This is a genomic window from Marinomonas sp., from assembly GCF_039940335.1.
GTDB lineage: Bacteria > Pseudomonadota > Gammaproteobacteria > Pseudomonadales > Marinomonadaceae > Marinomonas.
Genome location: NZ_JBDVGW010000012.1, coordinates 426,729 through 440,446 on the forward strand (window position 1 = coordinate 426,729; position 13,718 = coordinate 440,446).

General features: G+C 42.6%; 14 protein-coding genes. 2 read left to right on the forward strand and 12 right to left on the reverse strand.

All coding sequences use genetic code 11. From position 1 onward, the window contains the following. Nucleotides 1-25 precede the first annotated feature (25 nt). Nucleotides 26-547, reverse strand: a complete 522-nt coding sequence (locus ABJF92_RS09405) for a DUF2867 domain-containing protein (protein ID WP_446815533.1) — start codon at nt 545-547, stop codon at nt 26-28. Between the two features lie 461 nt (nt 548-1,008). Between ABJF92_RS09405 and ABJF92_RS09410 the strand changes: the two genes are divergently transcribed. Both ABJF92_RS09410 and ABJF92_RS09415 read left to right on the forward strand, forming a co-directional pair. After that, on the forward strand, nt 1,009-1,290 hold the full coding sequence (locus ABJF92_RS09410; RefSeq protein ID WP_446815534.1) for a hypothetical protein: 282 nt from the start codon (nt 1,009-1,011) through the stop codon (nt 1,288-1,290). Nucleotides 1,291-1,347: 57 nt separating this feature from the next. Continuing rightward, the gene (locus ABJF92_RS09415; RefSeq protein WP_446815535.1) at nt 1,348-1,623 is read left to right on the forward strand and encodes a hypothetical protein; all 276 of its coding nucleotides are present in this window, start codon (nt 1,348-1,350) and stop codon (nt 1,621-1,623) included. A gap of 90 nt (nt 1,624-1,713) precedes the next feature. Here the strand turns inward: ABJF92_RS09415 and ABJF92_RS09420 are convergent, their stop codons facing one another. The 11 genes from ABJF92_RS09420 to ABJF92_RS09470 form a co-directional block, all read right to left on the reverse strand. Further along, entirely contained in the window at nt 1,714-3,096 is a 1,383-nt protein-coding gene (locus ABJF92_RS09420; protein WP_446815536.1) for an L-serine ammonia-lyase, read from the reverse strand. A gap of 27 nt (nt 3,097-3,123) precedes the next feature. Further along, the gene (locus ABJF92_RS09425) at nt 3,124-4,038 is read right to left on the reverse strand and encodes a LysR family transcriptional regulator (RefSeq protein WP_446815537.1); all 915 of its coding nucleotides are present in this window, start codon (nt 4,036-4,038) and stop codon (nt 3,124-3,126) included. A 98-nt stretch (nt 4,039-4,136) separates the two neighbouring features. Beyond that, nucleotides 4,137-5,288, reverse strand: coding sequence for a M20 aminoacylase family protein (locus tag ABJF92_RS09430; RefSeq protein ID WP_446815538.1), 1,152 nt, complete (start codon nt 5,286-5,288; stop codon nt 4,137-4,139). 2 nt (nt 5,289-5,290) lie between these two features. Beyond that, a complete protein-coding gene (locus tag ABJF92_RS09435) occupies nt 5,291-6,805 on the reverse strand; it encodes an aldehyde dehydrogenase family protein (protein WP_446815539.1) in 1,515 nt (504 codons plus the stop codon). Between the two features lie 12 nt (nt 6,806-6,817). Further along, a complete protein-coding gene (locus tag ABJF92_RS09440; protein WP_446815540.1) occupies nt 6,818-7,720 on the reverse strand; it encodes an NAD(P)-dependent oxidoreductase in 903 nt (300 codons plus the stop codon). Nucleotides 7,721-7,767: 47 nt separating this feature from the next. Then, nucleotides 7,768-8,250 carry a hypothetical protein gene (locus ABJF92_RS09445; protein ID WP_446815541.1) on the reverse strand — a complete coding sequence of 161 codons (483 nt, stop codon included), beginning with the start codon at nt 8,248-8,250 and terminating at the stop codon, nt 7,768-7,770. A 1-nt stretch (nt 8,251) separates the two neighbouring features. Further along, nucleotides 8,252-9,091: a DUF3100 domain-containing protein gene (locus ABJF92_RS09450; protein ID WP_446815542.1), complete on the reverse strand. Its 840-nt coding sequence runs from the start codon at nt 9,089-9,091 to the stop codon at nt 8,252-8,254. 593 nt (nt 9,092-9,684) lie between these two features. Continuing rightward, nucleotides 9,685-10,227, reverse strand: coding sequence for a hypothetical protein (locus tag ABJF92_RS09455; protein WP_446815543.1), 543 nt, complete (start codon nt 10,225-10,227; stop codon nt 9,685-9,687). Nucleotides 10,228-10,527: 300 nt separating this feature from the next. Then, nucleotides 10,528-11,853 (reverse strand): TRAP transporter large permease, encoded by a 1,326-nt coding sequence (locus ABJF92_RS09460; protein ID WP_446815544.1) that lies wholly within the window; start codon nt 11,851-11,853, stop codon nt 10,528-10,530. Beyond that, nucleotides 11,850-12,383, reverse strand: coding sequence for a TRAP transporter small permease subunit (locus ABJF92_RS09465; protein ID WP_446815545.1), 534 nt, complete (start codon nt 12,381-12,383; stop codon nt 11,850-11,852). Before ABJF92_RS09465 ends, ABJF92_RS09460 begins: the two co-directional genes overlap by 4 nt. A gap of 12 nt (nt 12,384-12,395) precedes the next feature. Further along, entirely contained in the window at nt 12,396-13,487 is a 1,092-nt protein-coding gene (locus ABJF92_RS09470; protein WP_446815546.1) for a TRAP transporter substrate-binding protein, read from the reverse strand. Nucleotides 13,488-13,718: the final 231 nt, after the last annotated feature.

The following is a 13,718-nucleotide window of genomic DNA, read 5'->3' on the forward strand; positions in this document are numbered from 1 at the left end:
ACGAACACATCTTGGAAGACTAACTCTAAACCTCTCCTACCGCCTGAGTTACTCGCCTAGCTACCTGATAATGCACTGGTGTTACAGGCAGCATATATAACTTTCCTAAACAGTTTTTAATATGTACACATGTGGTAATGGTCACTTTAGTTGCACTTGATACTCCGCCCTCCTCCATATAAACCGAAACCACTACACTAAGATGCTTATCTTCATCTCCTAGTAAAACTTCGTTAGCATGCCTTTCCAGTAAGGTAAAAATGCCCACTCGATCACCGATAGAATAACTTGCCTCGGGTTTATTCGCTTCAATCTCTGAAAACACGCCTAAATCCTTAAGACCTACAATGCCTCCTAATACGTTGCGTAGCCTCATTAAACTGTCTAGCCATTTAGGTGTATCTTGCATTACACGAATATACTGCTCTAACGGCGCCAATTCTGGATACGCAGCATTCACCTGCCAAGCATCGTAAAAATAGGCATCTGCAATCCTGGATTGCACACAACTCTGCATTGGAGGGGAAGTCTTTAAGGCTACATTCATCTCTTTACCACCTATATCCGATACCTCTTCATGGGAAAGTTTAAGTCTATTATGCACTTGAAGATATACATTGCCATGATGATTGCCAGCAAAAAAACTTAAATCAATGCTTTTAAAAAGTTTTTCCTCGATTTTTCAAACAAGAAATAAGATGACATCGTGCACTTATGAAGTGTTTTCTTACAAATTAACACCTTAGCCTTCTCATTGTTACGAGTATCCACACCTCATTGCACATTTCTTATTAATTTTATAAACACTTCCTGCGCATTCAATTAATAACTAATTATTTCTTGTGAATACGACACCTTTTATTCTATTTGTTCTCTATACGAATAAAAAATGGAAGCACTCTCTAAGCCCTTTTTATTTAAATCAAAAGAGCTATTATATATTCCATCGAAAGCAAACAAACTAATTAAACAGTTAAAAACTTTTTAAATATATATTGGAGAAACATTATGAAAACATTTACTAAATCTACTCTAGCCGTTATCACTGCCGCTCTACTAAGCACAAGTGCTTTTGCCAACAGCTCTGACGACAGCCCAATTGAGCAAGTACGCACTGCAAAAGCAAGTGTTGAAGCCCTAGCGAATACTCTAGAAGACAAAGGCGTTGCTGTTAACACTAACGTTAATCTAGATGGCGCTCGCACTTACGCTCAAAAAGAAGCCGCTTACCAAGCGAAATACTCTGAGTTACAAGCACAGTTTGATGCTTTGAACCAACAAAACTCTTAATCGCTCAATAGACATCACGAATTTACTTATTAAACAGAATTTGAAAGGAAGAATATTATGAAAACTTTGACTAAATCTACTCTAGCCGTTATCACCGCCGCTCTACTAAGCACAAGTGCTTTTGCCAACAGCTCTGACGACAGCCCAATTGAGCAAGTACGTACTGCAAAAGCTGGCGTTGAAGCTCTAGCGACTACGCTAAAAAATGAAGGTGTTGCCGTTGACACTAAAGTTAACTTAGACGGCGCTCGCACTTACGCTCAAAAAGAAGCCGCTTACCAAACGAAATACTCTGAGTTACAAGCACAATTCAATGCAATTCATCATTCATAGTTTCCATTATGAATGTGTTTAACAGCACTCCCCATTAAAAGGCCAGAATTTTATTCTGGCCTTTTTGTTTTATAGTAGATGTGTACATTATCAGCATTCGATCACATTAACCGCCAAGCCGCCTCGTGATGTCTCTTTGTATTTATCATTCATATCCTGTCCAGTGGCTCGCATAGTAGCAATCACTTTATCTAAGGAAACATGATGATTACCATCGCCACGTAACGCCATAGACGTTGAATTAATCGCTTTCATCGCCGCCATGGCATTTCGCTCAATACAGGGTACTTGCACTAATCCACCGATAGGATCACACGTTAAGCCTAAATTGTGCTCCATTCCTATCTCAGCAGCATTTTCTATTTGTTTTGGTGTGCCGCCCATTGCAGCCGCCAACCCTGCCGCTGCCATAGCACATGCTGAACCTACTTCTCCTTGGCACCCGACCTCTGCTCCAGAGATGGAAGCGTTCTCTTTGAACAACACACCTATGGCGGTTGCTGTTAGAAAAAAATCAATGATGCCTTGACTGTTTGCGCCAGTGCAAAAGTGCCAATAATAATGCAACACTGCCGGGATTATGCCCGCAGCACCATTTGTCGGGGCCGTAACAACTCGTCCACCGGCAGCATTTTCTTCATTAACCGCTAAGGCATAAAGGTTCACCCAATCCATGGCTTCTAATGAAGGGGTTATAAGGTCCATTTTGCTTTTTGAGTTGAGATCTCTATAAAGACTCGGAGCACGACGTTTAACTTTTAAGCCACCCGGCAAGATACCTTCACGCTCTGTTCCAAGAGTGACGCAGGCTTGCATGACAGACCAAATCCCCAAAATTCCTTGCTGGATAGACTCTTCAGTCCGCCAGACTTTCTCATTTTCCATCATTAATTCGGCAATACCTTTGTTTTCTTGCTCGCAAAGTCTTAATAAGGTTTTCGCATCATGAAATTCGTGGGGAAGCTGGGTAGTATCCTCAACCAAGCAGACCTTACCTTGGTCATCTTCCTCAACAATGAAGCCGCCTCCCACCGAGTAGAAAGTGGCCTTATGCAAGACTTGCAAGTGTTTATCGTAGGCAATAAGAGTCATGCCATTGGCATGAAAATCTAATCGGTCGATGCGGTGATAAATCAGATCATTTCCAACCTGCATGGGGATTTCTTTATGGCCTAACAGATGTATTTGGGCATTTTTTTCGATGGCTGACACTCGCTCATTTACCATGAGAGTATCTATGCTTTCGGGTATCTCACCTTCTAGGCCCATTAATACCGCTGTACCTGTACCATGCCCTTTTCCTGTTGCTCCGAGAGAACCATACAGATCAATCTTCAAACGTTCTAATTGAGGTATTAGGCCTAACTTTTCAAGCTGATGCGCAAACTGATTAGCGGCTATCATAGGGCCAACGGTATGGGAACTTGAAGGTCCTACTCCCACTTTAAACAGGTCAAATAAGCTAATGGCCACCTTAAGTTCCTTATGTGTTTTTACTGTTTAATGAGCTTGGAAGTCTCGTAACCATAACTGCAAATGCTTTAATAATGCTAGAGGTGCTTCCGTTAATTGTCGGCCAAGCCGTGTCGCTATATGAACTTCACCTGAAGACAAAATGGGGTCTTCTATAGGTAGGGAAATTACAGTTTTATCATTAAGTTCTCGTCGAACCACAAATTCAGGCAGTATCGTGATACCCATATCTGAGAGAACAAACTCTTTCAATAATGCAAATGAGTTTACGGTCATAACTGGAGACAGACGAACTCGGTGTTTAAACTCCGCAACACCAATCAATTGACGAACACCAAATTCCTTTTCCTGTAACACCAAAGGGTAAGGTATGACGTCTTCCAAGTGCACTGGTCTGCCAATACTTTCAAGTGGATGATTCGGTGGAACAATGGCACATAGAGGGTGTAAAGAGACCTCATGAGAGCGTAGTTTATGATGGTGTGGAGGATGAAATAAAACGCCTAGATGAGCTTCATCCTCTTCTAATTTGCGAATCAACTCATTGGACCCAGCCACATGAACCGATAGCGTTAAGGCTGGATATTGAGCTTGAAACGCAGGTAGAACTTTGGACATGATTTCGCCAATAAAGCCTTCACCAATCGCTAAAGATATGTGGCCTGTTTTTAGTCCTTTTAATGCTCTTAGTTCTGATAAGCAGCTTTCTTCATTTGCTGTCGCTTCTCGAAAATATTTTAATAACAATTCACCCGCTTCTGTTGGGCAAACGCCTTTGCGATGCCGCTCAATTAAAATACAATTCAACTCTTCTTCAAGTTGCGTAATTTGGCGACTAATCGCAGAAGGTGCAATACCTAGCTTATCTGCGGCTGAACGAATGGTGCCAAGCGAAACAGCCTCATAAAAATACGCTAAACGTTTCGGGTTGATGTCTTTCATTTATTCGCCTTAATAAAGCACTACTGTGAGTTTAAGCTATAAAAAAGGTAGCCTAAGCAACTGGCTACCTTTTCTACAATACGACAACATTAATATCACTAACGAGGTAGTTGCTGCTTTACCAATTCACACCAAAACTTAATCGCGACTTCAATGACTTTATCGTTGAAGTCGTAATATGGGTTATGAAGCGCTACGGACTCCCCTTCGTCAACACCAAGCCAAAAATAAGCGCCGGGACATTTTTCCAACATAAACGCAAAGTCTTCCGATGCCATTGAAGGCTGGAGATTATGGTGCGCTTTTGAATCCCCACATTGTTTTTTAGCTACATCATATATGATAGCCGCATTAGCGGGATGATTCGTTGTCACAGGATAACCCCGATTAAAGGTTAACGATACTTGTAGGCCCGGCGCCATATCATAGCTGGCGACATATTCCGTCATCAACTGTTCAACTTGCTTACGTACTTGAGCGTTCAAACACCGCACGGTTCCTTGTAGAGAAGCCGATTCAGGCAGTACATTAATTGCTTCACCACTGTTAAACATAGTAACACTGAGTACAGCTGACTCTAGAGGAGATACATGCCTAGAAACAATGGTTTGTAAACGTAACACTAATTCCGAAGCAGCAACGATAGGGTCAATCCCCATATGTGGCATCGCTGCGTGACACCCCTTACCCGTTACCTGAATATCGAAAGTGTCTAATGAGGCCATCATTGCACCATCATTCACGGCGATTTCTCCAGCAGGTAAGCCAGGCCAATTGTGTAGTCCGTACACAGCTTCCATCGGAAAGCGTTCAAACAAGCCATCTTCAATCATTTTCTGAGCGCCGCCAAGATTTTCTTCGGCCGGTTGAAAAATAAAATATACCGTACCGCTAAAAGGCTTGGTTGCCGCCAGATAACGTGCCGCACCTAATAGCATTGCGGTATGCCCGTCATGACCACAGGCATGCATACAACCTTTATGTTGGGATTTGTGGTCAATGCACCCTAACTCTTGAATGGGCAAGGCGTCCATATCTGCTCTTAATCCAATACTTGGTCCGTCACCATTTTTAAGGACTCCTACCACACCTGTTACACCTATTTCGGTATGAACCTCGATACCAAAACCGTGCAGTAAATCGGCTACTTGTTGAGAGGTTTGATACTCATTAAATCCGAGTTCTGGATGTTGATGAAAACCTCTTCTCCATGTCGTTGCATCCGCAACAAGCTGTTCCATATCAATCATTATCATTCCAAATTTGCACTGTATCCAAAGTTCGCCGCAGGTGTTTTCGCTGTTTCCACCCAGACACTTTTAATTTCACTGTATTCTCTTAGGGCGTCGAGCCCAGAAGATCGACCATAGCCACTCTCGCCATAACCTCCAAAAGGTGAGGATACATGAATAGTTTTGTAGCTATTAATCCAGAAAGTACCAGCCTTCACTTGATCGGCCACTCGGTGCGCCCGACCAACATCTCTGGTCCAGACCGCACCGGCTAAGCCAAAACGGCTGTCATTGGCTATAGCAATAGCATCCTCTTCATCTTTAAAAGGAATAGCGACCACCACAGGGCCAAAAATTTCTTCCTGAGCACAGACCATATTATTCGCCCCTTTTAAAAGGCTTGGCGCAACATAATAGCCTTCACTTTCGTCCACACCTGGATGGCCGTTTTCAAGTAAAACCGCACCTTCTTGCTGTGCGACCGTTAGCATGTGCTTCACATGCTGATATTGTTTTAAATTGTGGATGGGGCCGATTTGAGTCTGGGCATCGCTTGGATCCCCAATGATGAATTGTTTTGACGCCTGTGCGACGGCGTCACAAAAACGACCATAAATACTTTCTTGCACTAATAATCGAGAACCTGACACACAACTTTGACCCGCCCCCGAAAAGATGGCCGCTTGCGCCCCTTTGACGGCCAAGTCCAAATCCGCATCATCAAAGACAATATTTGCGGACTTGCCGCCAAGCTCCAGCACACAAGGAACACCTTGTTCAGCCGCAGAAACGGCAATACGTTTACCTGTTGCTGGTGACCCTACAAATACGATCTTTCGAATTTTCGCTTGCTTAATCGCCATTTGACCCGCGGTATGACCATAGCCTGCTATCACATTAATCAACCCTTTGGGGACGCCTGCTTCATAGGCTAAAGCGGCGACTAAAAGCGATGAAACTGGCGTGAGTTCAGAGGGTTTAAGAATGACAGCATTACCTGCCGCAATAGCAGGCGCAAGCTGCCAGCCACACGTAAATATTGGTGCATTCCAGGGGGTAATTTGTAATACGGTCCCAAGAGGTTCGTATTTCACATAATTTAGGTGTGAAGTAGGAACAGGAATAACTTCCCCATGCAGTTTATCGCTCCAACCTGCGTAGTACTCAAACATTTCAGCGACTTTTTGCACTTCTACTTTGGCATCACGGATCGGCTTATTGGCGGAATAACATTCTACTAAAGCAAGCTCCTCCAAATTTTCTCGGATTTTTGCGCCAATCCGATACATCACTTGCCCACGCCCTTGCGCTGTTAAACTCCACCAGCTTTTACCGGCCTCAGTCGCTGCGACATCTGCCGCCTGAATTATCGATGTATCAGCGTCTGGGTAACGTAATCGTTCATCACCATTGTGAGCATCATAAATAACAATGTCTTCACCTGAACCATAGACAAATTCACCATCAACGAAACTTGGAACACTGTCTGTATTGCTCCAATAGCGCTGAATAATACGTTGGTAATCTGCTGTCATAAATCGTCTCCCTTAGCCAAATAGATCCGCATTGGTATATTGGGCGATGCAACAAAAATCCTTATCATCAGAAATAACTGAAGAACTTGCTTGCCACAATTTTTCGGTTTGCAACGTCATAGGTAAATTTAAATCCAACTCTTGTGCTAAATCTTTTGCCAAACCTATGTCTTTACGCATCAAGCCCATGGTGAAACCGGAATCGTAAGCTTTATTCATTACCCAAGTTGGGAACATTGCTTCACTTGCCGCACTTCGCCCTGAACCGGCGTTAATAGCTTGCAAAACTTTCTCCGGATCCACACCGGCTTTTTCCGCCAAAGTAAGTGCTTCAGCGGTGGTCACTAAGTGTGCCGCGGCGAGCATATTATTCGCAATTTTGGCAATATTACCTGCACCGATATCCCCCACATGCACCCGTACTCGACTCATCGCCTCAAGTATCGGTAGGACAGACTGGTAAATTTTTTCATCGCCTCCTATGACCATCGCCATAGTACCTGCAGCTGCGCCAGCAGGCCCACCTGATACAGGGGCATCAAGAAATGCTATGTCATTTTCAGCGAGTTTCTCTCCAACTCTACGACTGGTTTCTGGAACAGAGGTCGTCGTATCGATAACAATGGCATTGGCAGGCAAAAAATGAATTAACCCTTGCGCGCCTAAGCAAACAGCTTCGACATGCTCGGCCTTAGGTAAGGATAAAATAAGAATGGAACACTTAGCTGTGAGTTTCGTTATGTCATCAACACATTCTATTCCGCGCTCACTGGCCATGCCTCGAGCATCACTTGATAAATCAAACCCACAAACAGAAAACCCTTTTCGGACCAAGGTAGCAGCCATATTACTGCCCATATTTCCGAGTCCGATAACACCTATAGCTTGATCCATGACATTCGTCCTATAAAACATCCGCCATGCCCATTAAGACATTATTTTAAAGGCATGGCGGGGAGGGTTTACAACAGAGCGTCGGCAACGATAACTGAGCCAACGTATGTGCCTGTGAAAACTAAAATTGAAATGATGGCTATTTTAAACCCTGAACGTTTGAACAGGTCGACTTCCATTTTGGTGATAGCAATGGCCGCATAAGCCAGAATGGGGGTAACCATAGCGAGGAAACTAATGTTTTTAAGCTCAGCCAAAATAACCGCAGAAACCGGTGACATAGGAATGGTTAAGGCAACACTCACTAATGACACCCAAGCCACTGCTGGAAATCCAATCGGAATAAATTTGGCCAGCAACACGCCAATAACCACCATAGCATAAATGATGATCATGGCTGGAAGCGTTTCAATTGGACTAATACCGGTTCCGGCCCAATTACTCACCAAGCTAACCAATGAGATCACGGCCAGTGCTATAAGGTTTTCTTTTAATGTCAGGATTGTTTCTTCTACTTTTTCTTCAGCTGAGTTTTCGATGCTAGAATTCATTTTATTTTGCCTCTTTCGTGCTTATATCAACGGCTTTCTCGCCCGATAATTTTTTGTAGAACCATTCAGAGAAAGGTAGAGCAATAAATATTGCGACATATAGACCCGTGGCATTCGTCAATAAATTACTCGCCCCAGCAAACGCCAAGAGCTCATCTTTCATTTCTGGATGTGCTGACGCTAAAGTACCTGAACACGCGGCTGTCATACTGCCACTTCCGACACCACAAGCCATAGCCAACGCTCTTGGGTCGAACCAATCGGTTGTTGCTAAAAAACCAGCCATTAAGGAGAAGTAGATGGTTCCAAACATAGTTCCCATCACATAAACCCCCATCACACCAATCCCTTCTTTACTCTTCAGGCCGTAGCGATCAGAGATTAAAGCGATATTCGGCTCACGGGCGATAGAGTGCGTTGCACCAATTGCTTCACGCCCCATTTTAAAGACCAACACGGCGATCGGCATGGCGATTAGCATGGTTCCCAAATTACCAATCTCTTGAAGAATCATGGCTCCGCCAGCTTCTGCAATTTTTGGTAAAGCTGGCCCAATCAATGTTCCAAATTTGGCAATGAAAGGCAGAATACCGATAACGATCAGCGGTGCGGCAACTGACGCACTTTTCTTTGTCAGAACCTTTTGCGAGAACTTTGTTATGTTTGGGTTCATAAACAAACAAATTGCAAAGGCGTAAAACAACGGTAAGAACAGTAGTTTGGCGTTTGCAACTGGAATGCTTTGAATCCCAATCAATTCAGACAGAACCGATACTATGACAACAACTAAATGCAGCCGCCAATTCAACAGTAAGCTTAATAAGCCAGAGGTGTTATTCATTCAAGACTCCATTTATTAGTAGATGTACTTTATTCAATGACCTTTTTATAAAACGCCTTTCTAAGTTGCTTTAGAATTGTCGATGCGTTGCCAAAAAAGCAACACCAAATTACAACGGATCAATTAGCAGACTTTACAAGAAATTTTCACGAATAATGATGCCGCACTATCTACGAGCGTTAATGCCTTGTATTGGGGAGATGACGCATCTTTGTAGCAAGATTAAAGCGGTATATCACATAAAGTGATGCACTCTATTTGAGCGCACTAATTTTTCGTCCTAGATACAGATGTTAGAACGTACAAACTATCGACGCCCTGCATTAAACAAAAACATCTATAAATATTATTTTATATTCCAACAAGATATAAACCATCTTCACTCAACACGACGTAAAAGCGTCAAGATGAAACATAAAATTGCTACATATTCCCTAAATGATAAGTCTCCTAGAGTAGACATCAGAGATATTTTCGTTAGAGCGAAAAAGGAACGACCTAATTTGGGTTCGTATTGAATGGTGTTTTAAAACGACAAAAACCTGTGCGTGGCTAAAATAGCCCTCAATAGCCTATCAAGGGCAAATATAACTTTACGTCTCTGCGTCCCAATACTCATCCACTATGGCGTCTTCTGTTGCACTGTGGAAGGTTACTGTGAACCAGTCTTGGCCTGCATCCGCCTGAGGAAAATGCCAAGTATTTTCAGGCACCACATCCCAGCAATTCATAGGATCTTCTGAGTCATTTACATCGGGGCTCACAATAGCGCACTCTTTAAAGGTCATATCCACACCACCAGGGGTAGCAGAGTAGATGCTTCCTTGCCCCTTAAAAGACACTAAGCGCTGGACGCTGTTTCGATGAATTTCAGGTCGAGGCATTTTACAACCAGCACGTAAAATGAATACACGGCACAAGGCAATCATCGATTGCTCCGACTTATTAAGTGATTTAGCAAAATGTGTGATAGGGATATTATAGGAGACAAAAGGCTGGGAGTATTCAGGTTCATCAAAAATGGCCAACGCCTTTTCAAAAGCTAAATCTAGAATATTTTTTGTTTCTACATCGCTGAAAACTAAAGTATGCAACTGCTTTACTAGCGATGTATCAGGGGTGCTGACTTTTGGCAAATTACCCTCTCCTTAAAATTTAAAATAATGGCTCAAATGAAACGTTTGTACATCAAACCAAGGACACTCTAAAGGCTTCTTTTTATCAAGGCTTTAGATTATGCACAAGCCTCATTTTATCGAAACACATTGCTCCACTACCTCAGTCTTGGACACACAGGTACGCTTGCTTTATTACACTATCAGTCTCCGGCACGAAAGAGTGTCTGATTTGTACATCGCAATGAATAAAAAACCTCAATGGCGAGCCAATTGAGGTTTTTTATTACCTTTTTGCGCTTTTTATTATTTAAGCTTTCCTTACCAACCGATTGCTTGAGGCAACCAAGTTGCAATACTTGGAAAATTAAATAGCAGAAGTAAGGCACATAATTGCAAAGCAACAAATGGTAACGCACCTAAATAAATATCTTTGATTGATATACCCGGAGGAACAACCCCTTTTAGAAAGAAAAGAGCCCAACCAAATGGAGGCGTTAAGAAAGACATTTGTAAGTTCATTGCGACCAAAATAGCCAACCAAACCATGTCTGTACCATAGCTACTAAATACGGGTAAAAACATAGGTAATGCAATGTAAGATATTTCAATCCATTCTAGGAAGAAGCCTAGTATAAAGAGAAGAACCATCAAAAATATAATGGCCCCAAACTCGCCCCCTGGTAGCATTTCAAAAAAACCGTGAACCATCTGCTCACCACCCAGCCCTCTAAAGGCTAAAGAAAATGGTTGTGCACACAACAATATGAAAAAAACCATTGCAGAGATTGTTAGGGTGCCATGCAAGGCTTCTTTTAACAGTGTCCAGTTCAGTCGATTCATTGATACAGCTAACAAAATCGCCCCTAATGCGCCCATTGATGCGGCTTCTGTCGGGGCGGCAACACCTCCGACAATAGAACCAAGAACCGCCACAACAAGGAGTAGAGGAGGACATACATTACGTAATAAGTCTTTTAATAGTTGAGAGCGACTAGTGAGCGCTCTTTCTTCTTTAGGAATCGCAGGGACAAGTTCAGGTTTGATATAACCTAACAGCAATAAATACAATATATAAATAACAGCCAATACTAAACCTGGTATAAATGCTGCCGCAAATAATGTCCCAACCGACTCACCTACGATATCGGATAACAGGATTAACACTAAGCTTGGAGGTATTATTTGACCTAAGGTTCCTGACGCACAAATCGTCCCGCACGCCACACTAGGGTGATAGCCTCGCCTCATTAATACCGGTAGCGTAAGTAATCCTACTGTTACAACCGTTGCACCAACAATCCCCGTTGAAGCCCCCATTAAAACACCAACCAAAATGATCGCTAGCCCCATCCCCCCATTGACGCCACCCATGGCCTTGCCAATCGTTTCGAGCATATCTTCAGCGACACGAGACTTTTCTAGCATTACCCCCATAAACACAAATAATGGGATAGCGAGCAACGTGTAGTTTGTTACAACGCCATACAATCGAGCAGGCATTAGGTTAAAAAGAAACGGTCCAAAACCTATATATCCCGCCACAAAACCAGAAACAGCTAAGGATATTGCAACAGGAATACCTATTATCATCATCGACAAGAAACCAGCGATCATTCCTAAAATGACCCATTCATTACCCATCATATTGCCTCTCTTTCTACTGCTTCAATCGTCTCACTTGTTGGTTCGGTAATCTTTAATAATGCCCTTAAAGTGTCCGCAATACCTTGCAAAACTAACAAACTAAAACCTATTGGTATAAATGCTTTAAGTAAATAGCGCATCGGTAACCCACCTGGATCTGGAGACCCTTCTTGTAAACGATAAGATTGACCTACATATTTAATGCCAAGCCATGCGATATAAACACCGATAGCAATCGTCGCTAAAGCAGTAATTAAGTCAATTATCCCTTGCTTACGCATTGAAAATTTATCGTAGAAAATATCAACTCGAACATCTGCTCGATGCTTCATTGAGTAGGACAAGCCAATCAATGCGATTGGTGAAATGAGGTGCCATTCAAGCTCTTGTAGGGAAACGGGTCCGATAGAAAATAAGTAACGTAAAATAACATTGGTGGCGACGAGTAAAACAAGGGTTAGCACGCACAAACGTGCTAACCCGCCAAACCCCTCAACCACTTTTTCAATAAATTGAATAAGGGATTTCATAGGATCATCCGTTTACAGATTTAAGAATGGCTTCTCACTAAGAGCCGCCCAAGAAGCATGTTTTTCTTTAAATGCCATAAAGGAGTCATAAACTTTCTTAGTCTGTGGGTCTGCTGCCGCCATACTTGATAAGGTATCAAATGTGGCTTCTTTTAGACTAGTGACTATTTCCTGAGGTAATGGCTGAGCAATAACTCCTTCATTTTGTACCAAGTCCGCCAGGGCTTCTGCATTCACAGACTCTGACCAAGACAAGCTTTCTGTTACACTGGCTTGAGCCGCCATTTTCACGATCATTTGCAAATCTTTCGGTAATGACTCCCAAACCTCTTTATTGATCAATAACTCTGTGACGTTTGTTGGCTCGTGCCAACCCGTTGTATAATAGTACTTAGCGGCTTTATGAAGCCCTAAACGTCTATCTTGATACGGTCCAACAAACTCAGCGGCATCAATAACTCCACGCTCTAACGCGGGGAATATTTCACCACCAGGCAATAAACGCACGGTCACACCTAGCTCACTATAAACTTTACCCGCTAGGCCTGGAATGCGCATTTTTAGACCTTTCAAATCTGCAACTGTCTCTACTGGATTTCTAAACCAGCCAGTCATTTGAACACCAGTATTACCCATAGGAAAGGCAACTAAACCATGAGGTTCATAAATTTCATGCCATAGCTCCATACCACCACCGTGGTACAACCAAGCATTCATTCCTTGCGTATTTAACCCAAACGGAACCGTTGTAAAAAACTGTGCCGCAGGTATTTTTCCTGCCCAAAAGTATGCATTTGCGGCGTTCATTTCAATTGTGCCACTCGAAACAGCATTAAAGCCTTCTAACGCAGGCAAGAGCTCTCCTGCGGCAAAATGTTGGATGTTAAGGCGTCCTCCAGACATTTCTTCTACTTTTTTACAAAAATCCATCGGGCTACCTGGCCCTTGAACATAAAATGGTGACCCTGGTGGATAAGCGTTCGTCATTCTCATATTAAAAGCATCCTTGCTATGAGCTTGAACGATAGATGGAGTAGCAACAGCTGCCCCTGCTACAGTTGCAGCAAGTGCATTACCTAGGAATTGACGTCTACTATTAGCCATATTTATGCCCTTTACATTTGAGTTTAAAAATGTCGATCGTATCGACTCTTATAAACTTTTGTTTTGCAGAGAGCGTGCCAAAACACATAAAAACAAATAAGCTATTGATAAATATGGATTAAATCAAAAAAATAACGATCAATAACTATATTCTTTAGCGCCCTATTATGGCAATAAACACAGTTATTGATTCACGACTAAAGAACAAAAAACCATACATTTGTATTCTAT

Bases quoted from the DNA above. Each gene is read 5' to 3' on its own strand.
- ABJF92_RS09460 (WP_446815544.1), bottom strand. From the start codon at position 11,853: ATGATGGGTAATGAATGGGTCATTTTAGGAATGATCGCTGGTTTCTTG.
- ABJF92_RS09445 (WP_446815541.1), bottom strand. From the start codon at position 8,250: ATGAATTCTAGCATCGAAAACTCAGCTGAAGAAAAAGTAGAAGAAACA.
- ABJF92_RS09405 (WP_446815533.1), bottom strand. From the start codon at position 547: ATGAATGTAGCCTTAAAGACTTCCCCTCCAATGCAGAGTTGTGTGCAA.
- ABJF92_RS09465 (WP_446815545.1), bottom strand. From the start codon at position 12,383: ATGAAATCCCTTATTCAATTTATTGAAAAAGTGGTTGAGGGGTTTGGC.
- ABJF92_RS09425 (WP_446815537.1), bottom strand. From the start codon at position 4,038: ATGAAAGACATCAACCCGAAACGTTTAGCGTATTTTTATGAGGCTGTT.
- ABJF92_RS09470 (WP_446815546.1), bottom strand. From the start codon at position 13,487: ATGGCTAATAGTAGACGTCAATTCCTAGGTAATGCACTTGCTGCAACT.
- ABJF92_RS09450 (WP_446815542.1), bottom strand. From the start codon at position 9,091: ATGAATAACACCTCTGGCTTATTAAGCTTACTGTTGAATTGGCGGCTG.
- ABJF92_RS09415 (WP_446815535.1), top strand. From the start codon at position 1,348: ATGAAAACTTTGACTAAATCTACTCTAGCCGTTATCACCGCCGCTCTA.
- ABJF92_RS09440 (WP_446815540.1), bottom strand. From the start codon at position 7,720: ATGTTTTATAGGACGAATGTCATGGATCAAGCTATAGGTGTTATCGGA.
- ABJF92_RS09410 (WP_446815534.1), top strand. From the start codon at position 1,009: ATGAAAACATTTACTAAATCTACTCTAGCCGTTATCACTGCCGCTCTA.
- ABJF92_RS09430 (WP_446815538.1), bottom strand. From the start codon at position 5,288: ATGATTGATATGGAACAGCTTGTTGCGGATGCAACGACATGGAGAAGA.
- ABJF92_RS09435 (WP_446815539.1), bottom strand. From the start codon at position 6,805: ATGACAGCAGATTACCAACGTATTATTCAGCGCTATTGGAGCAATACA.